We start from the raw sequence: 25,940 nt of genomic DNA on the forward strand, positions 1-25,940 counted from the left end.
TGCCCCGGTATGGACCGGGGATGGGATGCTGATTAGCACGATAGCTCCGCCGGCGCTCCGACCGGCATTGTCCGGCAGGGCTGCGGATGTGGGAGGCAAGCCCCCTGGCCGATGGGTTTTCCGGCGCCCACGGCAACCTTGGCGTCGGGTCGGCGGATGACGGCCTTCGGCCTTTTCCCCTACGCCTGTTCCTTGTCGCGGGGGGTGGCTGGGCACCATGGAGGGTAACGTGAAAGTTGCACGCTGCGCCCCTCTCCAACCCTCCCCCGCAAGCGGGGGAGCGAGACTTCTATCATCGGGCGTGCTGGCCTGCGCCATGGCTGCCAGCGCTTTTCAACGGAGATGTCAGACCATGTCCACTACGCTGTCGCGGAAGTCCGTCGCCTTGAACTGGCTCGCCATGGCCGATCCACCATGGCGCACGCGCCCGGTTCCCGGTCGGCTTCGGGTCGGCGCGTGCGCCCTGCTCCTCTGTACGGCGTTGCTGGCCGTCTCCGCTGCGCACGCCCAGGGACTCCGCCTCGATATCCCGCCGAACGACCGCGTCGCCACGGAGACGGCCATCACCCCGGGACCGGCGGCCGCACTGTCGCTCGAGGACGCGGTCGCGATGGCGTTGCAGAACGCGCCGGGCCTGCGCGCGGAACGCCTCGCGCCGCTGATCCAGGGCACATTCGAGGCCCAGGAGCGCGCGGTGTTCGACCCGACACTGTTTGCCGAGGTCGAGCTGGCACGCGACCGCAGTGTCCGGCAGTTCCAGGAGATCCAGGTGCAGGAGGCGTTCCGCTCGGAGCGCGAGCGGAGCGAGGCCGGACTGCGGCAGACGTTGCCGACCGGCACCGAGCTGACCCTGTCGCTGCGCAGCACGCGCACCGAGAGCTCCCGGGCCCGCGAACAGTACACCGGCCGTGCCGGAATCAGCCTGACCCAGGCCTTGCTGCGCGGCGGGCGGATCGAATCGAACCTGGTCCGGCTGCGGCAGGCGGCGCTGGACGTCACCGCGTCCGAGTTCGAGCTGCGCGGGTTCATCGAACGGCTGGTCGCCGACGTCGAGGCCGCCTACTGGGACGCGGTGCTCGCCGCCGAGGATATCGCGATCTACGAAGAGGCCCTCGACGTCGCCGAGCGGCAGCTGCGCGAGACCCGGGCGCGCATTCGCGCCGGCGACCGGCCGGAAACCGAGGAGATCGGTGCCCGCGCCGAGGCCGCGCTGCGGCGCCAGGGCCTGATCGACGCCCGCACCGCACTCGCCCGTGCGCAGGACCGCCTCGCACGGCTGGTCCGCGCGGAAACCGCCGACTGGGAACAGCGGTTCGATCTGACCAGCCCGCCGGCACCACAGGAGTACGTTCTCGAGCCGGTGGCGGATTACATCGCGCTGGGACTCCTGTACCGGCCCGACCTCAACGAGACCCGGCTGCGAATCCAGCGCGGGGAGCTCGAGATCGTGCAAACGCGCAACGGTCTGCTGCCGCGGCTGGATTTCTTCCTGACGCTCGGTGCATCGGGCTTCGCCGAGAGCTTCAGTGCATCGCTGCGCGGTGACCAGGGCGACGGCTACGACCTCGTCGGCGGACTACGCTTCGAACTGCCGCTGGGCAGCCGCGCGGCCGACGCCGCGTTCAGCCGCGCGCGCCTGACCCGGGAGCAGACCCGCGCCGCGCTGGACAGCCTCGAACGCCTCGCGATCCAGGACATCCGCGCCAATTGGCTGGAGGCCGACCGCGCCCGCGCCCAGGTCCACGCGCGCGAAGAGACGGTCGCACTGCAGCGGGAACTGCTCCGGGTCGAGGAGGTCCGCTTTCGCGTCGGCACAGGCACCGCGCTCGCGGTGGCGCAGGCGCAGCGCGACCTGCTCGAGAGCGAACTGAGCCTGCGCGAGGTCACGGTGCGCTTCCGCCAGGCCAGCACCGAGCTGCTTCAACAGAGCGGCGCGCTGCTGCTGCACCGGGGCATCGACAGCCCCGGCCAGGATCCGGTGCACGTCCTCTGAGCTAACTGTCATGGCCCCGGGCCACTCCTGACCATGAAAGACAATCGACCAGAGGGCTGGTCTCCGCGGACGCATTGGCGTTTGGGGCGGGCCGCTACGCTGGAATCCACCGTGGAGGAGCGAGCCTTGCTCGCGAAACGGCGTCGGGTTAGCCGCCAGCGCCGGGCGCGCCTGCGGCGCGTTCGCGTGCAAGGCATGCTCCCACGGGGGCGCGAGCATGGTCGCGACTTTCACGCTTACACGATACGGATGCCGCGGTGGATCCGATTCGTTATGCTTTCGCGCCAAGGGGGCGTACCGCGCCCCGCTGCGGCGGGTAGCGGTCCCGGCAAGCCGATCACGACGGCACGTACCGGCAGGATTCACCGACGAGGAGACTCGAACCACCGATGAAGAACACGCTCTGGACCACACTACTGGTGGTAAACCTCATGCTCACGCTGCTGCCGGTCACTGCCTGGTCGGCCGGAAACGCCGCGGGGCTCAGCGCCACCCAACTCCAGCTCGCCTCGGTACACGCCGCGGTCGTCGATCTGAAATCGGGTGACCCGCTCTACGCCAAATTCGCCGACCGCCCGGTCCCGATCGCCTCGATCACCAAGCTGATGACCGCGATGGTAGTGCTCGACTCCGGGCAGCCGCTGGACGAGTGGCTGGAGATCACCCAGCGTTCGGACGACCCGCCGAAGAATACCTATTCGCGCATCCGCATCGGCTCCCAGGCGACCCGCGAAGATCTCCTGCGGATCACGCTGATGTCATCGGAAAACCTCGCCGCCTATCTGCTCGGACGCAACCACCCTGGAGGCATGGAGGCCTTCATCGCGGACATGAACGCGAAGGCCCGCGCGCTGGGCATGGAACAGACGCGGTTCGTCGATCCCTCGGGCCTTTGGCCCGATAACCACGCGAGCGCCAGCGACCTGGTGAAGATGGTGCAAGCCGCGTATCGGTATCCCACGATCCGCGAAATGTCGACCACGTCCCGGCATCGCGTGCATTTCCGGAATCCGCGCTACAGCCTCGACTACGGCAACACGAACTCGCTTGTCAGCTCGGCGCGCTGGAACGTCGGGTTGAGCAAGACCGGCTACCTGACCGAGGCGGGGCGATGCCTGGTGATGGTCGCGGAGGTCTCCGACCAGCCGCTGGTCATGGTGCTGCTGGACTCGCTCGGCACACGCACACCGCTGGGCGATGCCGGGCGGATCCGGCGCTGGATCGAGACCGGCACCGGAGGCGCGGTGGCGAGTGCGGCGCAGGACTACGAACGCCAGCGCGCCTCCGCACTGGCCGCCAGCGGGGCCACATCTCCGCGTTGACGCAAGCCCACCGGGGGCGGACATACCCGCGGCGCGTGTCACGTTCGCTGCGGCCGCGTCGGGCACCGGGGCTCGTCCCGAAAATGCTCAGCAGGGCTCGGCCGAGTTACTCGCCAGTCGGCGGATGAAGCCGGGCAGAAACAGCAGCATTGCCACGAGCGCGAGAGCCAGCAGCAGGATCTGGATCAGGTTCTCCGCACCGCTGATCGCCTGGCGGGTCGCGTGACCCAGCCAGGTATAGGCGGCGAGGTTCGGCACCAGCGCGATCGCAGTGGTCACCGTGTAGGTGCGAAGACGGATGCCGGTGAGGCCCAGGGCGTAGTTGGTCGGCGCGAACGGGAACACCGGAATCAGCCGGGTCATCGCGACGAAACGCCAGCCCTCCGCCTCGACGCCACGGATCACCCGGCAGGTCCGGGGACCGGCGCGCGCGCGCACGTAATCTCGGGCCAGGTAGCGCCCGGTGACGAATGCCAGCACCGCGGCGATGGTCGCGCTACCGACGCTCAGGACCGTCCCGACGGCCGGGCCATACAGGCTCCCGCCCAGCAGTACCCAAACGGTGGTGGGAAGCGGCAGCATGGCCAACGCGACGAATGCGAGCACGAACAGCAGCCCGGACCAGGGGCCGATCGCCTGGAAGCGCGCCTCCAGCGTCACGAAATCGATGGACTCGATCGGGATCCAGCCGATCAGATAGATCACGGCTGCCGCGACCAGCAGCAGGGCTGGCCCCCAGAGCCAGGGGCTCACGATCGACCTTCCCCAGCATCCGGCTCCGGCGGCTGGCCGCGGCCCAGCGCACGCAGGCGGTCGGCCAGGATCCGCTCGGTACCCTGCTCGCCCGGCCGGTAGAAAGACCGTTCCAGGATCTCCTCCGGAAGATAGGTCTGCCCGCGCGCGAAGCCGTCGGGCTCGTCGTGGTCATAGCGGTACCCCGCGCCGAACCCCTGTTCTTTCATCAGCGCGGTCGGCGCATTGCGCAGGTGCAGCGGCACCGGCAGGCTGCCGGTGTCCGCTATGGCCGCCCGAACCGCGCCGAGCGCGGCATAGGCGGAATTGCTCTTGGGTGCGCAGGCGAGCTCGATCGCGACCTGCACCAGTGCGAGATCCGCCTCCGGACGCCCCAGCCGCTCGACCGTCTCCCAGGCCGCGAGCACCCGCCCGGCAATGCCCACCGCAGCCAGGCCGATGTCCTCCCAGGCCATGCGCAGCAGGCGCCGGCCCAGGTAGTCTGGATCGCAGCCGGCATCCAGCATACGCACCAGCCAGTACGCTGCACCATCCGGGTCCGAACCGCGCACCGACTTGTGCAGCGCCGAGACCTGGTCGTAGAAGGCGTCGCCCTGGCGGTCGAACTGAAGCGCCTGCGCACCCATCACCGCGCGCAGCGCCTCGGCGCTGATCTCGCCGCCGTCGGCCAGGTCGGCCGCCGTCTCCAGCCAGTTCAGTGCCCTGCGTGCATCCCCGTCCGCGGCGGCTGCGAGGCGTTCGATCCACTCGTCGGCGAGCCGCAGCCCGCGCCCGCCGAGCCCCCGTTCCCGATCCTGCAGCGCCGCACGCAGCAGGGCGGCGATCGCGCCGGCGCCGACGGGCTGCAGGCGATACACGCGCAGACGGGACAGCAGCGCGTTGTTCAGCGCGAACGACGGGTTCTCGGTGGTTGCGCCGATGAAACGGATCGTGCCGTCCTCGATGTGCGGCAACAGCGCATCCTGCTGGGCCTTGTTGAAGCGGTGGATCTCGTCGATGAACAGCAGCGTGCCCTGCCCCGATCCCGACCGGCGTACGCGCGCCTGGTCGACGACCGCGCGCACGTCCTTGACCCCGGCCAGCACCGCCGACAGCGTGGCGAACGCCAGCGCCCCGGTGTCGGCGGCCAATCGGGCCAGCGTCGTCTTGCCGCAGCCGGGCGATCCCCAGAGGATCATCGACGGCGGCTGCCCCCGCTCGATGGCTTGACGCAGCGGCGCCTGCGGCCCGAGCAGATGTTCCTGGCCCAGCACCTCGTCCAGGCTGCGCGGCCGCATGCGCTCGGCCAGCGGTACGGTGTCGTCGGGAGTTCCGCTCGGACCCGGTGTGCCGCGCCCTTCGCCGCTACCGGTCGAGACCGGGTCGCCGAAGAGGTCGTCGCTGGCGGGCCCGGGAGTCACGGCCGGTAGATGTCGGTTCCCGGCGGCGCGGTGAACTGGAACTCGGCTGGCGCCAGCGCCGGGTTGCGACGCGCGTCGCGCAGCCGCATTTCGGTGCGCTGGCCGAAGACATCGAGGAAAGCAAGCGCCCGCAATTCTCCATCGAGAGTCAGGTCCAGTTCCAGCCGCGTGAAATCGGCTTCCCGGGCGCGGGGAGACAACACCAGCCGCAGGCCGTCCGGCACCGTCTCCTCCGCGACCGCAAAGCGCTCGTCCAGCCGGTGCGGCTGGGTCAGCAGCGCGAGCGGTGTCGCCTCCAGGGAGTCGTCCAGCGGCCGTACAGTCGCCTGGCGCAGGTCGGGATCGTACAGCCACAGGTACTCGCCGTCGGCGACCACCCACTGTTCGAACGGTCCATCGAGTTCCCAGCGCAGCCGATCCGGGAGTGCCAGCGACAGCCGCCCGTCCGCCTCCTGCAACAGGAAGCCAGTCTCGTCGGTCAGCGTCTGCGTGAACTCGGCGCTATAGGTGTCCAGACCCGATAGGAAACGTTCCAGGGCCTGCCGTGCCTCACCCGATGCTGCGGCGGAGCCGGGCACGAGCAGCGCCAGCGCCACCAGGGCATAGAGGGTCTTTGCGAAGATCGATATCATGGCTTCACCAGGGGGCAAGTGGATAATGGTGCCAGTATCCCCGGGCGTATTGAACCGATCCTGAATCGCGCCTGCCGCACAGGCGGCTGCGCCGCGGGCACTGCGCCGGCACCGGTGGCTCATTCGTTCTTCCCCGGCACCAGAACCTCGCGGTTGCCGTTCGATTGCACCGGGCTGACCAGGCCCGCCGCCTCCATGTCCTCGACCATGCGCGCGGCCCGGTTGTACCCGATCTTCAGACGCCGCTGCACGTAGGAAATCGATGCCTTGCGCGACTCGATCACGATCTGCACCGCCTGGTCGTACAGCGGGTCGCCTTCGGCGTCGGTCTGCGGCGCCTCCAGCCCCGGGATCGCCGGCGCGCCGGCCTCGGGCTCTTCGAGGATCGAGTGTTCGTAGTCGGGTTCGCCGGTGGTCTTCAGGTACTCGACGACCTTGTGCACCTCGTGGTCGGCGACGAACGCCCCGTGCACGCGTTCGGGCAGCGCCTTGCCGGGTGCGAGGTAGAGCATGTCCCCGTGCCCCAGCAGATGCTCGGCTCCCATCTGGTCGAGAATGGTCCGCGAATCGACGCGCGAGGACACTTGGAACGCGATGCGGGTCGGGATGTTGGCCTTGATCAGGCCGGTGATCACGTCCACCGACGGCCGCTGGGTCGCCAGAATCAGGTGAATGCCGGCGGCCCGGGCCTTCTGCGCGAGCCGCGCGATCAGTTCCTCGACCTTCTTGCCGACGACCATGATCATGTCCGCGAACTCGTCGACCACGACCACGATGAACGGCATCCGGCCCAGCACCGGCGGTTCGGTCTCGGCGACCTGCTGGTCCGGGTCGAACGTCGGGTCGGCGATCGGCGTGCCGGCGGCCTCGGCGTCGCGCACCTTCTTGTTGTACCCGGCGATGTTCCGCACCCCGAGCAGCGACATCAGCTTGTAGCGCCGCTCCATCTCCGCCACCGCCCAGCGCAGCGCGTTCGATGCGTCCTTCATGTCGGTCACGACCGGCGCCAGCAAGTGCGGAATGCCTTCGTACACCGACAGCTCAAGCATCTTCGGGTCGATCAGGATCAACCGCACGTCCTCGGCGGTGGATTTGTACAGCGTCGAGATCAGCATCGCATTCACGCCGACCGACTTCCCCGAACCGGTGGTACCCGCCACCAGCAGGTGCGGCATGCGCGCGAGGTCGGCGATGACCGGGGCGCCGCCGATGTCCTTGCCCAGCGCGATGGTCAACGGCGATTTCGCGTTCTCGAACAGGGTTGAACGCAGAATCTCGGACAGCGACACCAGTTCGCGCTGCTCGTTCGGAATCTCGAGACCGACCGTCGATTTCCCGGGGATCACTTCGACGATGCGCACCGCGATCACTGACAGCGACCGGGCGAGATCCTTGGCGAGCGCCGAGATCCGCGCGACCTTAACCCCCGGTGCCGGGTGCAGTTCGAAGCGGGTGATCACCGGGCCCGGCTGCACCGCGACGACCTCGACTTCGACTCCGAAGTCCCGCAGTTTCAGTTCCACCAGTTGGGACATCGACTGCAGCGATTCCCCGGAATACCCGGTGGTCGCGGCCGGGGGTTCATCCAGTAATGCCAGTGGCGGGTGCGCGTCGCTGCGCTCGCCGGTGAACAGCGGCACCTGCTTCTCCTTCATCACCCGCGGACTGGGTGGCGGGGGCTGGACACGCGGCTCCACCCGGGGCTCGGAGCGCGAAGGCGCACGCTGGGCTACGCGCGCCCGCTCACGCTCCACGCGGATTTCGCGCTGTGCCCTTTCCGCGGCGCCGATGCGCTGGTCACGGATCGAATCGATGCGCCGCCGGCCCCATTCGATTCCGTCGAACACACCCTTGCCGAGCCGGTCCATCAACGCGAACCAGGACAGGCCGGTAAACAGCGTGAACCCGGTCAGGAACAACGCGAACAGCAGCAGCGTGGCCCCGACCAGCCCGAGCCCCGCCGCGGCCGTGCCGGCAACCAGGTCACCGAGGATCCCTCCGGCATGTACCGGCAGATGCCCGGGCAGCCAGTGCAACGCGGCCAGCGCAGAGCCGGACACCAGCGCGATCAGCAACGCACTCCCGCGCAGGCTCAGCTCGAGCGGACTGGCGATGCGCGCATCCTTGCGATGGCGGAACAACCACCAGCCGACGCCAATGAAGATCAGCGGAATCAGGAATGCCAGATAGCCCAGCAGGTGAAAGGCCACGTCGGCGAACCAGGCACCTGCCGCCCCGCCCAGATTGCGGATGCCCTCGCCGTCACCGGTGTAGGACCAGCCCGGATCTGCGGGATGATAGCTGACCAGTGCCACCAGCAGGTACAGCGCGATCATCCCGAAGACCAGCAGCGCGCCCTCGCGCAGCCCGCGCAGCAGTTGCCGGCTCAGGCTCGCCTCGGCACCGGTCCCTACCCTGGTATCTGGCATCTGCGAATCCGTTGGAGTGGGTTTGGCCGGAGGCGCCGGCTCCGTGCAGGTCGGCTCCAGGGCGTATCCGGCAGGTGACCCGAGCCCCGGCCTCGAGGGCCGGTTGCCGGTCCGCACCAGCCCCGTATTCCCGTCGACAACTGTTCAGGAAGCGTTCGAACTGGGAATTCTACGTGGTTAAAATGACGGCGCAAAGTGCGGCCGCAGACCTCCGCCTTGGCGTTCGGCGGTTGTGGTCGTTGGACAGTCCTGCGGGCATTCCGAATAATCACGGACGAAAACGGGGGCCGGGCGCGTCCTCCGGCGGGGCAGGTGCCCGTTCGGGGCGCCCACTGTTGCCTCCACCCATTCCCTGTCTGCACGGAGATTCCCGATGAGCGATCCCAAACACTGCCGCCTGCTGATCCTGGGCTCGGGCCCGGCCGGCTGGTCGGCGGCAATCTACGCAGCCCGCGCCAACCTGAACCCGGTCGTGGTCACCGGGCTCGAGCAAGGGGGGCAGTTGATGACCACCACCGACGTGGACAACTGGCCCGGTGATGTCGAGGGCCTGCAGGGGCCGGACCTGATGCAGCGGATGCAAAAACACGCGGAACGCTTCCATACCGAGGTGATTTTCGACCACATCCATACCGCCGAACTGTCCTCGCGCCCGTTCCGGCTGATCGGAGACAGCGCCACCTACACCGCCGATGCGCTGATCATCGCGACTGGTGCGACCGCGATGTACCTGGGCCTGGAGTCCGAGGAGGCGTTCAAGGGCAAGGGCGTGTCCGCCTGCGCGACCTGCGACGGTTTCTTCTACCGGGGCCAGAAGGTCGCGGTTATCGGCGGCGGCAACACCGCGGTCGAGGAAGCGATGTACCTCTCCAACATCGCGGAGCATGTCACGCTGGTACACCGGCGCGACGCGCTGCGCGCAGAGAAGATCCTGCAGGATCAGCTGTTCGAGAAAGAGAAGGCGGGCAAGATCTCGATCGAATGGAAACACGTGCTCGACGAAGTGCTCGGGGACCAGAGCGGCGTCACCGGCATGCGCCTGCGGCACGTGGAAACCGGCGACACCAAGGAACTGGCACTGACCGGGCTCTTCATCGCGATCGGGCACAAGCCCAACACCGGGATCTTCGAAGGACAGCTCGATATGGACAACGGCTACATCAAGGTCAAGAGCGGCCTGGAGGGCAACGCGACCGCGACCAGCGTTCCCGGCGTGTTCGCGGCGGGCGACGTGATGGACCAGATCTACCGGCAGGCGGTCACCTCGGCCGGCAGCGGCTGCATGGCGGCGCTGGACGCGGAAGGCTTTCTGGACGAGCATCCCTGAGCAGCGTCAGCACGATGGCTGAACCTGCTCCGGGTCCGGGCCACGGCCCGGGGCCACCATGACCGCGAGCGCCGACCGCCGCCTGCGGGTCGAGGTCCGGGACATGCTGGATGCGGTCGACCCCGGCGCCTGGGACGCACTGACGCATGGCCGGGAGCCTTTCCTGCGCCTTGCCTTCCTGGAGGGTCTCGAGCGCCATGGCTGCCTTGGAAGGCGTTTTGGCTGGTTCCCTCAGCACCTGCTCGCGTTCCGCGAGGACGCGCTGGTGGGCGCGGCCCCCTGCTATGCGAAGACCAACAACTACGGCGAGTTCGTGTTCGACTGGGCCTGGCAGACGGCCTGGGAACGCCAGGGCCAGCCCTATTACCCGAAGCTCGTGATCAGCGTTCCCTACACCCCGGCCACCGGGCCACGGTTACTGGTACACCCCGACGAGGCGGATCCAGACGCCGTCCGGCGCCGGTTGCTGCAGACCGCGACCGCGCGCGGCGTGGAGCTGGGAGCCTCGGGCGTGCACCTGCTGTTCCCGACCGCGGCGGAGGCGGCGCTGGCCGACCAGGCGGGCTTGGTGCGGCGAACCGGCTGCCAGTATCACTGGCACAACCGCGGCTACGCGGATTTCGATTCCTTTCTGGCGGCACTGAGCACGAAGAAACGCAAGAATATCCGGCGCGAGCGGCGGCGAGTCGCCGAACAGGGAATCGAGTTTCGCACCCTGACCGGCACGACCGCCGAGCCGGAGGACTGGGCGCGGTTCCACCGCTTCTACGTCGATACGTTCGAAAAGCACATGGGAATCCCGACGCTGTCGGAGGGTTTCTTTGTGGGCACCGCCGCCGCGCTGGGCGACCAGGTGATCCTGTTCGAAGCGCACCTGGGCGGCCAGCCCGTGGCCGGCGCGCTCTGTTACCGGAGCCACGACTCGCTCTACGGTCGTTTCTGGGGCTGCGTCGACGATCTTCCCGACCTCCATTTCGAGACCTGCTACTATCAGGGCATCGAGTTCTGCATCCGCGAAGGTCTGGCCCGATTCGAACCCGGGGCCCAGGGCGAACACAAGATTCCGCGCGGCTTCCTCCCGACGCCGACCACCTCGGCACATGCGATCCTGACCCCCGGGTTCGGTGCGGCGGTGCAGGACTTCTGCCTGCGGGAACGCCGGATGATGGAGGCACAATGCGCCAGCCTGATGGAACACTCTCCTTACCGCAGCCCGGCCTGAGGATCCCCTGCCAGTGACACGGGGTCCTTTGGCGCACGCGCCGTCAGCTGCCGGAGCCCGACCATGAGCCGCCAGGCGCGCCGGATGATCACCTGGCTCCATGCCGGTCTCGCAGACGAGCCGTTCCCACCCGCGGACCGGGCCTGGCAGGAGCCCAATGGCCTGCTCGCCGCAGGCGGCGACCTGTCGCTGCCACGGTTGCTGCGAGCCTACCGCGGGGGCATCTTTCCCTGGTACGAGGCGGGACAACCAATCCTCTGGTGGAGCCCCAACCCCCGCACCGTGCTCGAACCCGCGGCGCTGCGCCTGTCCCGGAGCCTGCGCAAGTCGATCCGAAACGGCGGATTCGAAATCAGCTTCGATCGCGATTTCGAGGCCGTGGTGCGCGCCTGCGGAGGCCCGCGCGCAGGAGCCACCGGCACCTGGATCACGGTGGAGATGCGCCACGCCTACCTGCGCCTTCACCGCGCCGGCCATGCCCACTCGCTGGAAGTTTGGCAGGACGGCACACTGGTCGGCGGTCTGTACGGCATCGCGATGGGCCGGCTGTTCTGCGGAGAATCGATGTTCTCCCACGTCCGCGATGCCTCCAAGGTCGCGCTGGCCTGGCTCTGCCGGCATATGGTCTCGTGGGAATGGCCGCTGATCGACAGCCAGACGCCGACGCCGCATATGCTGGCAATGGGTGCTCGCGAGATCCCGAGGGATCGGTTCCTGGAGCGGATCCGCACCCTGGTGGACCAGGACCCGGGCCCCGATTCCTGGCAGCTGGATCCGCAAATTCATCCGCTGGACGACGGCTGGCGATACCCGAAGGCATCCGCCTGAGATGCCGTCGAATTGGAACCGGCTGCCGAGGGTGAACCATGCCCGCGTGCTCGAGTGGCCCGACCGCGCCGCTGCCCTGCCTGCGTCGGCTGCACCGCTGCTCGCACAGGGCAGCGGGCGCAGCCATGGCGACGCCTGCCTGAATGCCGGAGGAACACTGCTGCTGACCGGCGGCATGGACCGCCTGATCGCATTCGACCGGCGCACCGGCGTGGTCGAGTGCGAAGCGGGCATGCGGGTCGGGGACCTCCTGGCCTGGTCTGTGCCGCAGGGCTGGATGCTGCCGGTGGTGCCCGCAACGCAGTTCGTGAGCCTGGGCGGCGCGGTCGCGAACGACATCCACGGCCGGAATCACCGCGTCGTGGGGAGTTTCGGCCGCCACGTGATCGGGCTGGAATTGCGCCGCTCGGACGGCGAACGCCTTTGGGTCGGTCCGAAACAGCAGCGCGAGCTGTTCGCGGCCACGGTTGGCGGCCTGGGCCTGACCGGCCTGATGACGCGCATCCGGCTACAGATGACCCCGATCTGCAACGCGTTCATGCTGACCGAACGCCACCGCTTTCCCGACCTCGAAGCCTATTGGGAACTGAACGACCGCCTCGGCACCGACTGGCCGTACGGCGTCGCCTGGATCGACTGTCTGGCGCGCGGGAGCCGACTCGGCCGCGGCGTGTTCCTGACCGGCCGGCACGCGCCGCCGCAGCCCGCCAGCGCGTCGCTTCCGCGCGGGCGTTCCCGATCCCGCACAGTGCCATTCGAACTGCCCGGCTGGGTACTGAACCGGCACGGAGTACGCGCCTTCAACCAGCTGTATTTCCGCCTGGGCGCAAGGCCGGGCCCACGCCTGCGGCACTACGAGCGTTACTTGTTCCCGCTCGACGGCCTGCGCGACTGGAACCGGATCTACGGGCGGCGCGGGTTCTACCGGTACCAGTGCGTGCTGCCCCCCGACACCGCCCGCGACGGGATCCGCACGCTGCTCCGCCGGATCGCGGCCAGCCGCCAGGGCGCCTGCCTCGCTCTGCTCAAGCGCTTCGGCCACCTGCACTCTCCCGGTCTGCTGTCCTTTCCCCGGCCCGGGGTAACCCTGGCCCTGGATTTCACGGACCAGGGCAGTCGGACCCGGAGCCTGTTCGCCGACCTCGATGACGTCGTGAGCGCCGCCGGCGGCGCGCTGGAACCGGGCCAGGACGCGCGGATGTCGGTGACGCTGTTCCGCCGGGGCTTCCCGAACTGGGAACGCTTTGCCCCTTTCGTCGACCCGGCATTCTCCTCCAGCTTCTGGCGCAGGATGAACCCATGAATGAAGGCCCCCGACGCATCGCCATTTTCGGCGCCAACTCGCGCATCGCGATCGAGGCCGCACGTATCTGGCTGGCGAAGGGCGTGCACCTGGTAGTCGTGACCCGCAACCCTGAGCGCCTTCGCAGACTGACCGACGACCTGACGCTGCGCGCCGCCGGGCTGGCCGAGGTACACGGTATTGCCGCCGACCTCGCCGATCTGGACGGCCTGCCGGCCCTGTGGGAATCCCTGCGCGAACGTCATCCGGACCTGGAGGCGGTCCTGATCGCCCACGGCACCCTGCCCGACCAGGCCCGTTGCCAACGGTCACCCGAGGCCATGCTGCAGGCCCTGAGGCTCAACGCGCTGAGTGCGATGACACTGCTGACCGTGATCGCGAACGACTTCGAGGCGCGGCAACGCGGCGTGATCGGCGTGATCGGCTCGGTGGCCGGCGACCGGGGCCGGAAGGGTAACTACGTTTACGGCGCAGGCAAGGGCATGCTGGCGCTGTTCCTGCAAGGGCTGCGCAGCCGTCTGCATGCCAGCGGCGTGCGCGTGCTGACGATCAAGCCCGGGTTCGTGGTCACGCCGATGACCGAGGGCCGCGACCGCGACGGCCTGTTCTGGGCGCGGCCCGAGCGGGTGGCGCGCGGCATCGTCCGCGCCTTCTACGGACGGCGCGACGTGGTCTACCTGCCGTGGTTCTGGCGCCCGATCCTTTGGGGGATCCGGATGATCCCCGAGCCGCTGTTCAAGCGGCTGCGTCTGTAGACGCCTCGGGGCCGGACACGGACCTCACACTAACTGCCATGGCGCGGGCAGCCACCCCCGATGATGAAAGAGGCGTAGGGCGGAAGAGGCCGAAGGCCGTCATCCGCCACTCCCACGCCGGGGTCACCGCAGCCACCGGGCAGCGCGAACGCCAGGTGGCGGATGACGCGCTGTTCCGCCATTCGGGCGCAGAGGCGCAAACGGCGGTTTCTTTACACGTCAACGATCATGGGCTACGCGTTTATGGGATAACGACGCAGGGTTTCCTGCCCACCCGAAAACGGAGGTTGCCGGAGATGCACAAGATTCCCCCACTGCTTGGTTCCACCCTCGCCACCGCCCTGCTCTGGGGCACTACTGCGTCGGCGATGGAGCTGATCCAGGAGATCGGCACCGAGTACGAGCGCCTGCGGCTGGTGCAGGTTGTCGACGGGCTCGCCCATCCCTGGGCGGTGGCCTTCCTTCCCGACGGACGCAAGCTGATCACCGAGCGCGCCCGCGGCCTGTACCTGGTGGAAAATGGCGCCAAGACACGGGTGGAGGGAGTTCCCGACTTCCACGCGCAAAACCAGGGAGGGCTGCTCGACGTCGTCGTGCACCCACACTACGAGGACAACGGCTGGATCTACCTGACCTATTCCCGGGGTGACCGCAATGCCACGGTTCCGGCGCTGGCGCGCGCCCGACTCGACGGCAACCGGCTGGTCGACGTCGAGGAACTGTTCGAGTCCAACGAACCGACCCGCCCCGGCCGCCACTACGGTTCGCGGGTCGTGTTCCTCGACGACGACACGCTGCTGATGAGCATCGGCGACCGCGGGGCCGAACCGCCGCGCGCGCAGGATTCCCTCGACCACTCCGGCAGCGTGGTACGCCTGAACGATGACGGCTCGGTACCGGCGGACAACCCCTTCGTCGGCAAGGAAGGCTACGCCCCGGAGCTCTACACGTACGGCAACCGGAATATCCAGGGCATCGTCCAGCACCCTGCCACCGGCGACATCTGGGCGACCGAGCACGGCCCGCGGGGCGGCGACGAGCTCAACCTGATCGAACCCGGCAACAACTACGGCTGGCCCACCGCGACGCTGGGCCGAGACTACCGCACCGAGGGCCCATTCCCGGATGCAGAGACCCGACACAGAGACGGCATGGTCGACCCGGTGTTCGAGTTCCTCCCGACCCTGGCGCCCTCGGGACTTGCGGTCGTCAGTGGCGAACGCTTCCCCCGTTGGGAGGGCAACCTGCTGGCCGGCGGCCTGCGCGCCCAGCGCATCCTGCGCCTGGTGATCGAGAACCGGACCGTCGTCCACGCCGAGGAGCTTCTGCCGATGACGGTGGGACGCATCCGCGACGTGCGGCAGGGGCCGGACGGCTACATCTACCTGCTCAACGATGCGCCGGACGCGGCGCTGTACCGCCTGGAGCCGTCGCGCTAGCGGATCCTGCTAGCGTCTGGGCTACCGAACAGCGCCCGGAGGGCCGCGAAACGGCAGGGAACCCCCACCACGGGGCCGGGTTCTGTCGTTCGTCCCGGGGCGCAACCGGCGGGATCAAGCGGCAGAGGGTCGGGTACTGGCCGTACCGCGATGCCCGGCTCGCGCCCCGGCGCCCAAGGAGCCCGAATCCTGACGCGATCCGGGGCCCGAATCCCGCGGCCTGCGTTGTGCGTGGGCCGTCTATGCCCGGGATGATGCGCGCGGAAACGTCACCACGGCGGGGGAGAAGAACGGGCAACCAGCAGGTGGAGCAGCGTTGTTGCGCCTCTCGCAGCATCTGTGCCGCCGGCATGGCAGGGTCGCGTATATACTGTTTATATGAACAGTATATACGCGACCCTGCCCGACTCCCTGCCCGGCTATGCCGAGCTGACCTGCTGCAGCAACTTCAGCTTCCTGCGCGGTGCGTCGCATCCGGAGGAGCTGGTACGGCAGGCGGCAGCGCTGGGATACCGCGCCCTGGCGCTCACCGACGAGTGCTCGCTGGCCGGAGTCGTGCGTGCGCACCAGGCGGCGGTGGAGACCGGCCTGCACCTGATCGTGGGAACCGATCTGCGGCTGTTGGAGGGCCCGCGGCTGACGCTGCTGGCGCGATCGCTGGCCGGGTACAGGACGCTGTGCCGGGTGATCACCCACGCGCGCCGTGCAGAGCGCAAGGGACAGTACCGGATCGGGGCAGAGGATCTGCTGCGATCCGAGTGGGCCGGACTGCCGGGTTGCGAAGTCCTGTGGCGTATTGAAGCGGGTACCGGAAGAACGTGCAGACCGCCGGAAGCTTCATCCCGCGCCTCCGGGGTTGCGGACCGGGGAGATCTCCCTGGACACGCCCTTTCCCCCATCCCGCGGCCCCCCGCAAGCGGTGGAGGGAGTCGCTGCGGGATGGATGAAGGCGATGCAGCGAACCCAGGGCCGGGGCCCGATCCTGGATCGCCACGCTGCGCTCGCGATGACAGAGAGCAATACCGGCGCGTACTCGATGACGGGGGGCCCGCCCCGCGCGCGTCCCGTGGCACGAACGCTGACCAAGTGCAGCTGGCGATCCCTGATGATCCATTGTCGGACACGGCAGCGGCTCTCTTGCGCAACGATCGCGATTGGATCGGGTGGCTCTGCCGGGTAGTGCCGGCGGAACGGCTGCACCTGGCGATCACGCTGGTGCGTAGCCCCGACGACGCAGCGCTACGGCAACACGCAGCGCGGCTCGGCACGGCCACCGGGATCCCGGTGCTCGCCTGCGGAGACGTGCTGATGCACCTGCGCGGACGCCGCGCGCTGCAGGATGTGCTGACCGCGCTGCGCCTGAAACTGCCGGTGGCGGAGGCCGCGCCGGCGCTGTTCCCGAACGGCGAGCGCTGCCTGCGCCCCCGTGACGAACTGGCCCGGATCTACCCCGCCGCCTGGCTCGCCGAAACCCTGCGCGTTGCGGACCGCTGCCGGTTCCGCATGGACCAAGTGCGGTACGAATATCCGACCGATACGATCCCGACCGGCGCGCGGCCCGGACCCTGGCTGCGCCGGCTGGTCGAACAGGGCTGCCGGGAACGCTGGCCCGAAGGCACGCCGGAGAACGTTCACGCGCAGATCGAGCATGAACTCGCGGTAATCGCCGATCTGGCCTACGAGCCCTATTTCCTGACGGTGCACGACATCGTCCGCTACGCCCGCGGACGCGGCATCCTGTGCCAGGGTCGCGGCTCAGCCGCGAACTCGGCGGTCTGCTACGCGCTCGGCATCACCGCGGTGGATCCAGCGCGTTCCAGCATGCTGTTCGAGCGCTTTATCTCGCGCGAGCGCAACGAACCGCCGGACATCGATGTCGATTTCGAGCACGAGCGGCGCGAGGAGGTGATCCAGTACATCTACCACCGCTACGGGCGTGAGCGCGCGGCGCTGACCGCGACGGTGATCCGCTACCGCCGCCGCAGCGCAATGCGCGACGTCGGCCGAGCATTGGGTATCAGCCGCGCGCGCATCGACGCACTGACCGCAAACCTGGCCTGGTGGGACGCGGGCATTCCGCGCGAGCGCTTGCAGGAAGTCGGGCTGGATCCGGACGGGCCACTCGCCCGACAGTGGCAGGTGCTGGCACAGACGCTGACCGGTTTTCCCCGACACCTGTCACAGCACACCGGCGGCTTCGTGATCGCCGCCGGTCGCCTGGACGACCTGGTGCCGATCGAGAACGCCGCGATGGTCGAGCGCACCGTGATCCAGTGGGACAAGGACGACCTCGATGCATTGGGCCTGCTGAAGATCGACATCCTTGCGCTGGGCATGCTCTCCTGCCTGCGCCGCTGCCTGAAGCTGCTGGCGCGGCACCGTGGTTGCCACTGGGGTCTGGCCGACGTGCCGGCCGAGGATCCCGCGGTCTACGCGATGCTGCAGCGTGCGGACACCGTCGGCGTGTTCCAGATCGAGTCGCGCGCGCAGATGAGCATGCTGCCACGCCTGAAGCCCGAAACCTTCTACGACCTGGTGATCGAGATCGCGATCGTCCGGCCCGGGCCGATCCAGGGCCAGATGGTGCACCCCTACCTGCGTCGGCGGCAGAAACGCGAACCGGTGACCTACCCGGGCCCGGAAGTGCAGCGCGTGCTGGAGCGCACGCTGGGGGTGCCGATCTTCCAGGAGCAGGCCATCGAGCTGGCGATGGTCGCGGCCGGCTTCAGCGCCGGCGAGGCCGACGGTCTGCGCCGCGCGATCGGCGCATGGCGCCGCACCGGCAACCTCGCGAAATACCGGGAGCGACTGGTCGACGGCATGCGCCGGCGCGGCTACCCGGAGTCGTTCGCGGAGCAGATCTACCGGCAGATCCTCGGCTTCGGGGAATACGGTTTTCCCGAATCGCATTCGGCGAGCTTTGCACTGATCAGTTACGTGTCGGCCTGGTTCAAGTGCCGGGAGCCGGCGATCTTCGCCTACGCCCTGCTGAACAGTCAGCCGATGGGCTTCTACGCCCCGGCGCAGATCGTCGCCGACGCACGCCGGCACGGGGTCGAGGTAAGGCCGGTGGACGTGACCGCGAGTGCGGAGGGCTGCAGCGTCGAGATCGCCTCTGGGGAAATGCCGGACCGAGGGCCTTGTCATTGCGAACACAGCGCAGCAATCCAGAAGGGGGAAGGGACCTCAATCCTTCATGGATCGCCGTGTCGCTCCGCTCCTCACGATGACGGATTGAATCAGCGTTTCCCGTGCAGTACCGGCAGCAGCGCCGGGGCTGGTGCCGGGAACGGCGGCGACCGCCGGGATCGTGACGACCTGGCGCTGCGCCTGGGGCTGTCGATGGTGCACGGGCTTCGCGCCGGCAGTGCGAAGCGGATCGTGGCAGCACGTGGCGTACGGCCATTCCGGGATGTCGCCGACCTGGTCGCCCGCGCGCGTCTGAATCGCGGCCAGGCCACGCGACTGGCGCAGGCTGGTGCCCTCGCCCGGCTGGCCGGCAACCGGCACCGCGCACGCTGGGTTGCCCAGGCGGTCGAGGCGTCATTACCACTGTTCCCCGAAGCCGGCGTCCCGGGACGCGCCGCGGTTCCGATACTGCCTGCACCGACAGTCGCGGAGGATCTGCTGCAGGACTATGCCGGAACCGGGCTGACGCTGGGGCCGCACCCGTTGGCGCTGCTGCGCGGGCATCCCGGGCTGGCTGGCATTCCCACCGCGGATACGCTGATTGCCGGGGGCCCGCGCACCCGCGCACGCTACACGGGCCTCGTGATCACCCGGCAGCGGCCGGGTTCGGCGAAAGGCACCGTGTTCCTGACCCTGGAGGACGAGACGGGCACGGTGAACGTGATCGTCTGGTCAGCGCTGGTGGAACGGGCACGCGCAGCGGTGATCCATGCGCGATTGCTGGAGGTGACCGGTGTTCTCCAACAGGAGGACGGCGTGACGCATCTGGTCGCGAAGCGGCTGCGGGACCGCAGCGCCTGGCTGGGCGCGTTGGCCGTGCATTCGCGGGACTTCGGATGACGAGCCGGGCAGACCGGGAGTGACCTGCGTGCCGTCACAACCTGCAGGCACGGCGGCGTTGCATTTGTGCCGGAAAACCACGCGACCGGGTCCTGGCCCGGACAACCCGGACGAATGCCCGGACCCGAAACGCGAGCGCCCCGCGCGGTAATGGCCGCGCGGGGCGCTCGCGTTCAAGCCATACTCAGATGAACAGGCAGATATCGGCTTCGCCAGCGAACTCGAAGAACGCGGCGGCCCCGGCATACTCGACGCCGTCGATGAACTCGCCGGTGTCCATCTCGAACAGATCCACGGTCATCTGGCAGGCGATCATGCGGACTTCCGCCTCCATGCACAGCTCACGCAGATCCTCCAGGCTTGCAACACCCTTGGCCTTCATCTTCTGCTTCATCATCACGGTCATCATGCGCTGCATGCCCGGAAGTGTCTGCAGCAGAACCGGCACGGGCATCGGCATCGGCATGCCGGGATTACCGAGCGAGCTGACCTGCAGGTCCATCTTCTTCTTCAGGAGCTGCAGCCCGTAGAACGTGAAGAACACTTCAACCTCGTACCCGAGCGCTGCCGCGGTGGACGCCAGGATGAACGGGGGATACCCCCAGTCCAGGCTGCCCTTGGTCGCGATAATGGCCAGTTTCTTGCTGTCACTCATGTCGAATATCCCCAAACTTGGTCGATGTACGGCGTGGCGCCCGGAACGAGAACCGCCACGGAACTCCCGAAGAAACCAGCCGGCCCGCCACGGCCCCGGGCTGGACCGGACCCGCCCGGCCCTGCTCTCGTCGCGCCACCGGCAAAGCCGAGGCGGGCCGCCTACCTGACGTGCTCAAACGCGGGCCCGGCATCTGCGACAACGGGGGCATTCCCTGCTCAGACGCCCTTGCCGTACGGCGTCTCCAGTTCACGATCGCGCCGCCAGTCGCGGACCATCGCACAACCTGCACAAACTCCAAGGGCCGCGAGGCTGGCCCATACTGAAACGGGAACCAGAACCATCGCCAGAACAAACATGATCCATGCCAGAATTGTCATCGTATCGCTCCTGTCCCCATTGCGCGGGCATTCTATAACCCTACATTCTGATCGCTTTTCATGCCCGCAGTCAATAGCCGCAAGGGCGAACGACGCCATTATCCCGCCGCGTCCGTGCGCGCCGCATGGCCACCGACGCTCGATTCCGTGTTCCTGCGCTGCCCGGATGGTGCTGACGCATCTGCCGACTCTGCCGTGGACGCCGGATGCCCTTCATCCATGAACTGGTCGTTGAGGCGCTGCACGTAGGTCTCGGCCTGTTCGCGCAGCGCGTGCAGCTGCCGGATCGCACCCCGCCCCAGTCCTGCAGGCGCCCTGAGGAAGATCGAGCGCCAGAAGGCAGTATTGCGGAAAAAGGCCGCGCGCCAGTTCCCAGACGCCGTTTCGTTGGGCAGGGTCCGCGCGACGCGCCGGGCGACCCAGCCACGATTGAAGAAATGGATGCCGAGGAGCAGGCCTGCGAGCAGCACCACCACCAAGGACGAAATCACCGGGTGTTCCCGCATCCCCTGGGTCAGCGTGCCATCGAACCACGGGGCGAAACCACCGGTCAGCGACTGGCCGACCCAAACACCCGCCACCAGCACCACACCCATCATCAGCGCATTCGCCTGCACGACGCGCCGGCGCCAGCGCCCCAGTGCCCGTGTCAGCGCCGGCAGGGCGTCCATCTCGATCGACTCGGCGATGGCCTGCATGGCCCCGACGATGCGGTAGGAACGCGAGGAACTGATCTCCGCGATCTTGTGGTGAATCTCCTCCCGGTCGCGGGCAGACTTGTACTCGTAACGCGCACGCACTTTCTCGTCGCCGATCTCGACCGCCGCGCTCGGGTTGTACAGGCAGTAGAAGCGACCGGTGGCGGTTCCCTGGCGCACCACGGCCCGCTGCCAGGCCGACACGACTTCCTCGAGGTTGTCCTCGCGCCAGGTCGTGTCGATCTGGTTCAGGATGAACACCAGCTTGGTGAAGTCATTGCGTGCCGCGACACGATTGACGAGGTGTTCGAGCGTGTCGCGCATCGCACCGGGTTCCGGATGCCGGGCGTCGAAGAACACCAGCACCAGATCCGACAGATCGATGATGTGGTCGGTCAGCTGCAGGATCGTCGCACGCTGTTCGTCGGCATCGAATCCCGGCGAGTCGATCAGAATGCGCCCCCGCAGGCGCTCGGATCGGACCGTTTTCATCGCCAGGAAATGGTCGACGGTGCGACCGCCGCCGTCACTGAGCCGTTCGATCTCGTCGCTGACCCGGTAGAACGGAAAGCGCGGATCGCCATCCAGCGCCAGCCCGGGAAGCTCCTGGACCTTGTCGCTGGTGCCGTAGCTGATCACGGTGAAACGGTCGTCGACCGCCTGGCTCCCGCTGCGCTGCACCGTGGTTCCGATATACTCGTTGACGAACGTCGACTTGCCGGCCGAGAAGGTGCCAAGCACCGCGATCATCGGCCACCAGGAAATGGTGAAGGCGTAAGACTCTTCCTCCGGGTCAAGTAGGCCCGCAGCGTATCCGACCCTGTCCAGCGCCTGAAACGGGGTCACAACGCCTTCCAGAGCCGGGTTCTCCTCCGACAGGCGCTTGCTGAGACGACTCAGTTGCTGGCTCACTCGGTTGCCGGGACGGTTGAACATGCAAACTCCGTGTCGTTGGTTGGAGAACCGCCCTGGCGGCAGCCTCAGTGTTGGGGAAAGAACGGGGCCGGCGAGCCCGGGAACGGGCCGGGATTGCCACTGAACGGGTTGAACGAATTCATCATGCCGAGCGGGCCCGACACGTTGCGGTTCAGACTCCACATGTCGCGCTGCATGTTCAGGGTCGACCCCGCCATGGTCTTCGTGTCCGAAGACATCGAACGGATATTGACGTTCATCGTGCCGATGTCCCGGGTCATCGAGGCGATGTTGCGGTTCATCGCGAGCATGTTTTCGTTCATGGAGACCATGTTCTCGTTGATGTACACCATGCGTTCGTCGATGTCGCCCATCTTCGCCGCCATCACGGTCATTTCCCGCTCAATGGTCCGGGTCATCGCCGACATCTCGATCGCGAGACGGCTGACGTCCCGGGTCAGGCTTGTGATCAGCCAGAACCCGTACACCGCGAGCACCACGAACGCGACCAGCGAAGAATAGACGATCAACTGCAGTCGTCGGGAGCGTACGTCGTACTCGTCCGGATCCACGTGCCGGGCGTCGTTACGATAGTCGAATTCACTCATTACGTCAGTTCCAGCCAAAATGGAATGGGGGCTCAGCCATGCCGCCGGCCGGGTTCAAGCCTGACCAGCCGCAGCGCGGTCCACGATCTCCCGCAGCGTCGACTGCAAACCCAGCGCGCGCTCCTGCAGCGCGATCGGCAAGGGTCTGCCACCATGAATCACCAGATCCAGATTCGGCGTCATCAGCCAGAGGCCCCCGCGTTCATCCTCGTGCAAGATGATTCTGCAGGGAAGAAACGCCGCCATCGCCGTGGTATGGCGGATCAGGTCCGCAGCCAGCTGGGGGTCGCAGAACAGGTAAATCTTCAGAAACGGAAACTCCACGCCGGCCTGGTTTCGCACCTGCCGATCGACCGACAGCGCCCCCAGCGTATGGAGGTCCGCCGCCTCTGCGACCCGCCCAAGCGCGATCTCGACGTCCGCCACGGCGAGTCCGTCGGCGACCCGACGCTGGTAAACGAGCGCAGCCGTGGGATCACCCGTGGCCAGAATCGTTCGTGCAGCCCCGGAATAAACGGCGAGCGCAGCCTCATCGAGGCTGTGCGCCTTGTACACGTAGGGTTCGAGGACCAGGATCAGCCCCCCGATCGCCAGCAACGCCAGCAGCCCCACCAGGGCCAGGAGATTCCGCAACAACCGCATCCAGGATCCTCGTCATCGTCGGCGGCGACCGCCTAGTGCCGGGTTCCGGCCCCGGACAGACCTGCCCCGCTTGGCGGCATCTAAGTAAGCATATTCTAATATTCTACCTGAATTGTTCCAGGTGCGCGCGCCCGGACGGATGGTAACGGTCATAGATCGGAGCGAGGCGGCGCAGCATCGGAACCCGCGCGTCGTCAGGAAGCGCGCGCAGCGCGTCGTCGTAGGCGGCGAGTGCACGGCGGGTGTCTCCCGACGCAAAATGGAAATTACCCAACTCGCCGTAGAGGTCGGCACGCTCGGGGGCATCGCGCGCGATGTCATCGATCCCCGCCGCCAGAACCTGCGCTGCGGCGCGCGGGCCGCGACTGCGATAGGCCGACCGCGCCTCCGCCAGCAGTTCCGCAGGCGGCGCCACTGCGGCAGCATCCGTGTCGACGACCGCCTCGGGTTCTGCCCGCACTTCCGGCTCCGGCGCCTCGGCGACGGCCGTGGGTTCTTCCGGTACCGCCGGATCCACAGCCTCGGAGACGATCTCGGGCGCTTCCGGCACCGCCGGATCCACAGCCTCGGCGGCGGTCTCGGACGCTTCCGGCAACGCCGGGTCCACAGCCTCGGCGACGCTCTCGGGCGCTTCCGGCACCGCCGGATCCACAGCGTCGGCGGCGGTCTCGGACGCTTCCGGCAACGCCGGGTCCACAGCCTCGGCGACGCTCTCGGGCGCTTCCGGCACCGCCGGATCCACAGCCTCGGCGACGGTTTCGGGCGCTTCCGGCAACGCCGGGTCCACAGCCTCGGCGACGCTCTCGGGCGCTTCCGGCAACGCCGGATCCACAGCGTCGGCGGCGGTCTCGGACGCTTCCGGCAACGCCGGGTCCACAGCCTCGGCGACGCTCTCGGGCGCTTCCGGCACCGCCGGATCCACAGCCTCGGCGACGGTTTCGGGCGCTTCCGGCAACGCCGGGTCCACAGCCTCGGCGACGCTCTCGGGCGCTTCCGGCAACGCCGGATCCACAGCGTCGGCGGCGGTCTCGGACGCTTCCGGCAACGCCGGGTCCACAGCCTCGGCGACGCTCTCGGGCGCTTCCGGCACCGCCGGATCCACAGCCTCGGCGACGGTCTTGGGCTCGTCGCGCGCCTCCGGCTCCGCCGCCTCGGCAACGGCGTCGAGCTCATCCGGCACTGTCGCCCTCGGCGCCGTGGCCTCGTCCCGCACCGCCGGCGCCGCCGCCTCGGCCATGCCTGGAGTCACCTCTGCCGGGTCTGGATCCGACGCGGTGCCACCGGCCAGCCAGTCACGGTTGGCCCAGGCAATCACCCAGAGCAGAATGACGAGCAGGATCCAGTACTTCCGCAAGAAAGTGCGTACCGCAGACATGAGTCACCTACATCGGTTGTGCATGGGAAACCCCCGGTATCACCGGCGGGACTTTCGGAAGAGCGCCCTGGCCAACTCATCCAGCTCGTGCGCCGCCTTGCCCCGGCGCTCCAGCTCGTGCACCGACAGCCCCTCGCTGAACGAGCGGCGAAAGGCCATACGCTGGCGCAGACGCGGACGTACCGCCCTCAGGCCGTCGATCATACCCAGAGCACCAAAGGCCTCGTCCGACTCGCGCACGGCCTGGTGGGTATCGGCACGGTTGATGAACCCGACGATCTCGGGCTTCTCCCGGTCGCCGCGCAGTTCCAGGATCTTGCGCACAAAACGCTGCGTGGACCAGACATCCGCCTGGCTCGGCGGCACCGGAATCACGACCTGGTCGGCCGCGAGGATCGCCGCATACATGGTGCCGAGGTCGGAGGGGCCGACATCGACGATGATCTCTTGATACTTGTCGCTCGCGTGCAGGGCTTCTTCAAGGCTCTGCGACAGCTCCAGCGACGGCGAATAACCTTCTTCTTCACGCACACGAATCACATCGGTCAGCGTCGCCTGCGGATCGAGGTCGACAGCCAAGACCGTACGCTTGTTGCTCAGCACCCACAGTGCCAGGTTGAACGCGACCGTACTCTTGCCGGTTCCACCCTTGAGGTTGCCAATCACTGTCAGCATGCACGGCCTCGATGCGACAAAGGAAAAAGAGCCTGCCCGGTGGAAACCGGGCAGGCTGCACTTACGGCGAACTTACCAGCGCGGGCCACCGTATCCGGGGCCGTAGCCGTGACCCGGCCCGTACCCGTAGGGATGGCCATAGCCGTAGGCATCACCGTAGCCGCGGCCGTAACCGTGACCGCGGCCGGTACCGCGAGCCGAGAAGTCGAAGTCGCTGAACATGTCGCCCAAACCAAACATGTCGCCCAGACCGCGACCATACCCCGGCCCATAACCGTAACCGGGGCCGCCGTATCCGTACCCCGGTCCGCCCCAGCCGCCAGGACCACCCCAGCCACCGGGACCACCCCACTGCGCCGAAGCCATCATCGGGGCGGCGGAAAGGGCACCAAGGGACGCAGCCAGAACGACTGCCTTAACGAGCTTACTCATGAAAACCTCCAATGGGAGTTCGGCCCTCGTTTGAACTGCATGCCGGCCAAGAGGGCCATCAACCAGCACGCATTATTGTCCTTGAACCGCCGCACTCAGTAATGGAGCCCGAATAACGGAACGGTTCC

General features: G+C 67.8%; 21 protein-coding genes and 1 pseudogene. 10 read left to right on the forward strand and 12 right to left on the reverse strand.

The window, feature by feature from the left end:
- Positions 1–400 precede the first annotated feature (400 nt).
- Complete coding sequence (locus tag TVNIR_RS13800) at positions 401–1,993, forward strand: TolC family protein (protein ID WP_418081367.1); 1,593 nt, start codon at positions 401–403, stop codon at positions 1,991–1,993.
- A gap of 389 nt (positions 1,994–2,382) precedes the next feature.
- Positions 2,383–3,315: a D-alanyl-D-alanine endopeptidase gene (gene pbpG, locus TVNIR_RS13805; RefSeq protein WP_015259671.1), complete on the forward strand. Its 933-nt coding sequence runs from the start codon at positions 2,383–2,385 to the stop codon at positions 3,313–3,315.
- A gap of 87 nt (positions 3,316–3,402) precedes the next feature.
- Here the strand turns inward: pbpG and TVNIR_RS13810 are convergent, their stop codons facing one another.
- The 4 genes from TVNIR_RS13810 to TVNIR_RS13825 all read right to left on the reverse strand — a co-directional run bounded on the left by TVNIR_RS13810 (position 3,403) and on the right by TVNIR_RS13825 (position 8,529).
- Entirely contained in the window at positions 3,403–4,068 is a 666-nt protein-coding gene (locus TVNIR_RS13810) for a TVP38/TMEM64 family protein (RefSeq protein ID WP_015259672.1), read from the reverse strand.
- Positions 4,065–5,468, reverse strand: a complete 1,404-nt coding sequence (locus tag TVNIR_RS13815; protein WP_015259673.1) for a replication-associated recombination protein A — start codon at positions 5,466–5,468, stop codon at positions 4,065–4,067. The genes TVNIR_RS13810 and TVNIR_RS13815 overlap by 4 nt, the downstream gene beginning before the upstream one ends.
- Positions 5,465–6,100, reverse strand: coding sequence for an outer membrane lipoprotein periplasmic chaperone LolA (gene lolA / locus TVNIR_RS13820; RefSeq protein ID WP_015259674.1), 636 nt, complete (start codon positions 6,098–6,100; stop codon positions 5,465–5,467). The genes TVNIR_RS13815 and lolA overlap by 4 nt, the downstream gene beginning before the upstream one ends.
- A 119-nt stretch (positions 6,101–6,219) precedes the next feature.
- A complete protein-coding gene (locus TVNIR_RS13825; protein ID WP_015259675.1) occupies positions 6,220–8,529 on the reverse strand; it encodes a DNA translocase FtsK in 2,310 nt (769 codons plus the stop codon).
- A gap of 373 nt (positions 8,530–8,902) precedes the next feature.
- Between TVNIR_RS13825 and trxB the strand changes: the two genes are divergently transcribed.
- The 8 genes and pseudogenes from trxB (at position 8,903) to TVNIR_RS13860 (ending at position 19,432) form a co-directional block, all read left to right on the forward strand.
- Positions 8,903–9,856 carry a thioredoxin-disulfide reductase gene (gene trxB, locus TVNIR_RS13830; protein WP_015259676.1) on the forward strand — a complete coding sequence of 318 codons (954 nt, stop codon included), beginning with the start codon at positions 8,903–8,905 and terminating at the stop codon, positions 9,854–9,856.
- A 58-nt stretch (positions 9,857–9,914) separates the two neighbouring features.
- Positions 9,915–11,078 (forward strand): GNAT family N-acetyltransferase, encoded by a 1,164-nt coding sequence (locus TVNIR_RS13835; protein WP_015259677.1) that lies wholly within the window; start codon positions 9,915–9,917, stop codon positions 11,076–11,078.
- 63 nt (positions 11,079–11,141) lie between these two features.
- Positions 11,142–11,906, forward strand: coding sequence for a leucyl/phenylalanyl-tRNA--protein transferase (gene aat / locus TVNIR_RS13840; protein WP_015259678.1), 765 nt, complete (start codon positions 11,142–11,144; stop codon positions 11,904–11,906).
- Between the two features lies 1 nt (position 11,907).
- Positions 11,908–13,209, forward strand: coding sequence for an FAD-binding oxidoreductase (locus tag TVNIR_RS13845; RefSeq protein ID WP_043739774.1), 1,302 nt, complete (start codon positions 11,908–11,910; stop codon positions 13,207–13,209).
- Positions 13,206–13,964, forward strand: a complete 759-nt coding sequence (locus tag TVNIR_RS13850) for an SDR family oxidoreductase (protein ID WP_015259680.1) — start codon at positions 13,206–13,208, stop codon at positions 13,962–13,964. Before TVNIR_RS13845 ends, TVNIR_RS13850 begins: the two co-directional genes overlap by 4 nt.
- 296 nt (positions 13,965–14,260) lie before the next feature.
- The gene (locus tag TVNIR_RS13855; RefSeq protein ID WP_015259682.1) at positions 14,261–15,403 is read left to right on the forward strand and encodes a PQQ-dependent sugar dehydrogenase; all 1,143 of its coding nucleotides are present in this window, start codon (positions 14,261–14,263) and stop codon (positions 15,401–15,403) included.
- A gap of 378 nt (positions 15,404–15,781) precedes the next feature.
- Positions 15,782–16,204, forward strand: a pseudogene (locus TVNIR_RS21140) (PHP domain-containing protein); the annotation flags it as partial.
- Between the two features lie 138 nt (positions 16,205–16,342).
- Positions 16,343–19,432 carry an error-prone DNA polymerase gene (locus TVNIR_RS13860; RefSeq protein WP_335338136.1) on the forward strand — a complete coding sequence of 1,030 codons (3,090 nt, stop codon included), beginning with the start codon at positions 16,343–16,345 and terminating at the stop codon, positions 19,430–19,432.
- A 184-nt stretch (positions 19,433–19,616) separates the two neighbouring features.
- On the opposite strand, the gene dsrE2 is transcribed toward TVNIR_RS13860, so the two are convergent.
- The 8 genes from dsrE2 to TVNIR_RS13895 all read right to left on the reverse strand — a co-directional run bounded on the left by dsrE2 (position 19,617) and on the right by TVNIR_RS13895 (position 25,812).
- Positions 19,617–20,087, reverse strand: a complete 471-nt coding sequence (dsrE2, locus tag TVNIR_RS13865; protein WP_015259684.1) for a sulfur carrier protein DsrE2 — start codon at positions 20,085–20,087, stop codon at positions 19,617–19,619.
- A 218-nt stretch (positions 20,088–20,305) separates the two neighbouring features.
- Positions 20,306–20,467, reverse strand: a complete 162-nt coding sequence (locus TVNIR_RS20045) for a hypothetical protein (protein ID WP_015259685.1) — start codon at positions 20,465–20,467, stop codon at positions 20,306–20,308.
- Positions 20,468–20,565: 98 nt separating this feature from the next.
- The gene (locus TVNIR_RS13870) at positions 20,566–22,101 is read right to left on the reverse strand and encodes a dynamin family protein (RefSeq protein WP_015259686.1); all 1,536 of its coding nucleotides are present in this window, start codon (positions 22,099–22,101) and stop codon (positions 20,566–20,568) included.
- Positions 22,102–22,145: 44 nt separating this feature from the next.
- Positions 22,146–22,688 (reverse strand): hypothetical protein, encoded by a 543-nt coding sequence (locus TVNIR_RS13875; protein ID WP_015259687.1) that lies wholly within the window; start codon positions 22,686–22,688, stop codon positions 22,146–22,148.
- 54 nt (positions 22,689–22,742) lie between these two features.
- On the reverse strand, positions 22,743–23,330 hold the full coding sequence (locus tag TVNIR_RS13880; RefSeq protein WP_015259688.1) for a DUF302 domain-containing protein: 588 nt from the start codon (positions 23,328–23,330) through the stop codon (positions 22,743–22,745).
- Positions 23,331–23,433: 103 nt separating this feature from the next.
- Positions 23,434–24,705 carry a hypothetical protein gene (locus tag TVNIR_RS13885; RefSeq protein WP_015259689.1) on the reverse strand — a complete coding sequence of 424 codons (1,272 nt, stop codon included), beginning with the start codon at positions 24,703–24,705 and terminating at the stop codon, positions 23,434–23,436.
- Between the two features lie 39 nt (positions 24,706–24,744).
- The gene (locus TVNIR_RS13890; protein WP_006749000.1) at positions 24,745–25,380 is read right to left on the reverse strand and encodes an AAA family ATPase; all 636 of its coding nucleotides are present in this window, start codon (positions 25,378–25,380) and stop codon (positions 24,745–24,747) included.
- A 72-nt stretch (positions 25,381–25,452) separates the two neighbouring features.
- Complete coding sequence (locus tag TVNIR_RS13895; RefSeq protein ID WP_043739775.1) at positions 25,453–25,812, reverse strand: sulfur globule family protein; 360 nt, start codon at positions 25,810–25,812, stop codon at positions 25,453–25,455.
- Between the last annotated feature and the right edge of the window lie 128 nt (positions 25,813–25,940).

Origin of the sequence: Thioalkalivibrio nitratireducens DSM 14787 (assembly GCF_000321415.2) — a bacterium.
GTDB classification, from domain to species: Bacteria; Pseudomonadota; Gammaproteobacteria; order Ectothiorhodospirales; family Ectothiorhodospiraceae; genus Thioalkalivibrio; species Thioalkalivibrio nitratireducens.

Excerpts from the sequence above, each read along its gene's own strand:
- TVNIR_RS13800 (WP_418081367.1), top strand. The coding sequence starts at position 401 with ATGGCCGATCCACCATGGCGCACGCGCCCGGTTCCCGGTCGGCTTCGG.
- pbpG (WP_015259671.1), top strand. The coding sequence starts at position 2,383 with ATGAAGAACACGCTCTGGACCACACTACTGGTGGTAAACCTCATGCTC.
- lolA (WP_015259674.1), bottom strand. The coding sequence starts at position 6,100 with ATGATATCGATCTTCGCAAAGACCCTCTATGCCCTGGTGGCGCTGGCG.
- TVNIR_RS13825 (WP_015259675.1), bottom strand. The coding sequence starts at position 8,529 with ATGCCAGATACCAGGGTAGGGACCGGTGCCGAGGCGAGCCTGAGCCGG.
- trxB (WP_015259676.1), top strand. The coding sequence starts at position 8,903 with ATGAGCGATCCCAAACACTGCCGCCTGCTGATCCTGGGCTCGGGCCCG.
- TVNIR_RS13835 (WP_015259677.1), top strand. The coding sequence starts at position 9,915 with ATGACCGCGAGCGCCGACCGCCGCCTGCGGGTCGAGGTCCGGGACATG.
- aat (WP_015259678.1), top strand. The coding sequence starts at position 11,142 with ATGAGCCGCCAGGCGCGCCGGATGATCACCTGGCTCCATGCCGGTCTC.
- TVNIR_RS13845 (WP_043739774.1), top strand. The coding sequence starts at position 11,908 with ATGCCGTCGAATTGGAACCGGCTGCCGAGGGTGAACCATGCCCGCGTG.
- TVNIR_RS13850 (WP_015259680.1), top strand. The coding sequence starts at position 13,206 with ATGAATGAAGGCCCCCGACGCATCGCCATTTTCGGCGCCAACTCGCGC.
- TVNIR_RS13855 (WP_015259682.1), top strand. The coding sequence starts at position 14,261 with ATGCACAAGATTCCCCCACTGCTTGGTTCCACCCTCGCCACCGCCCTG.
- TVNIR_RS13860 (WP_335338136.1), top strand. The coding sequence starts at position 16,343 with ATGGATGAAGGCGATGCAGCGAACCCAGGGCCGGGGCCCGATCCTGGA.
- dsrE2 (WP_015259684.1), bottom strand. The coding sequence starts at position 20,087 with ATGAGTGACAGCAAGAAACTGGCCATTATCGCGACCAAGGGCAGCCTG.
- TVNIR_RS20045 (WP_015259685.1), bottom strand. The coding sequence starts at position 20,467 with ATGACAATTCTGGCATGGATCATGTTTGTTCTGGCGATGGTTCTGGTT.
- TVNIR_RS13870 (WP_015259686.1), bottom strand. The coding sequence starts at position 22,101 with ATGTTCAACCGTCCCGGCAACCGAGTGAGCCAGCAACTGAGTCGTCTC.
- TVNIR_RS13875 (WP_015259687.1), bottom strand. The coding sequence starts at position 22,688 with ATGAGTGAATTCGACTATCGTAACGACGCCCGGCACGTGGATCCGGAC.
- TVNIR_RS13880 (WP_015259688.1), bottom strand. The coding sequence starts at position 23,330 with ATGCGGTTGTTGCGGAATCTCCTGGCCCTGGTGGGGCTGCTGGCGTTG.
- TVNIR_RS13885 (WP_015259689.1), bottom strand. The coding sequence starts at position 24,705 with ATGTCTGCGGTACGCACTTTCTTGCGGAAGTACTGGATCCTGCTCGTC.
- TVNIR_RS13890 (WP_006749000.1), bottom strand. The coding sequence starts at position 25,380 with ATGCTGACAGTGATTGGCAACCTCAAGGGTGGAACCGGCAAGAGTACG.
- TVNIR_RS13895 (WP_043739775.1), bottom strand. The coding sequence starts at position 25,812 with ATGAGTAAGCTCGTTAAGGCAGTCGTTCTGGCTGCGTCCCTTGGTGCC.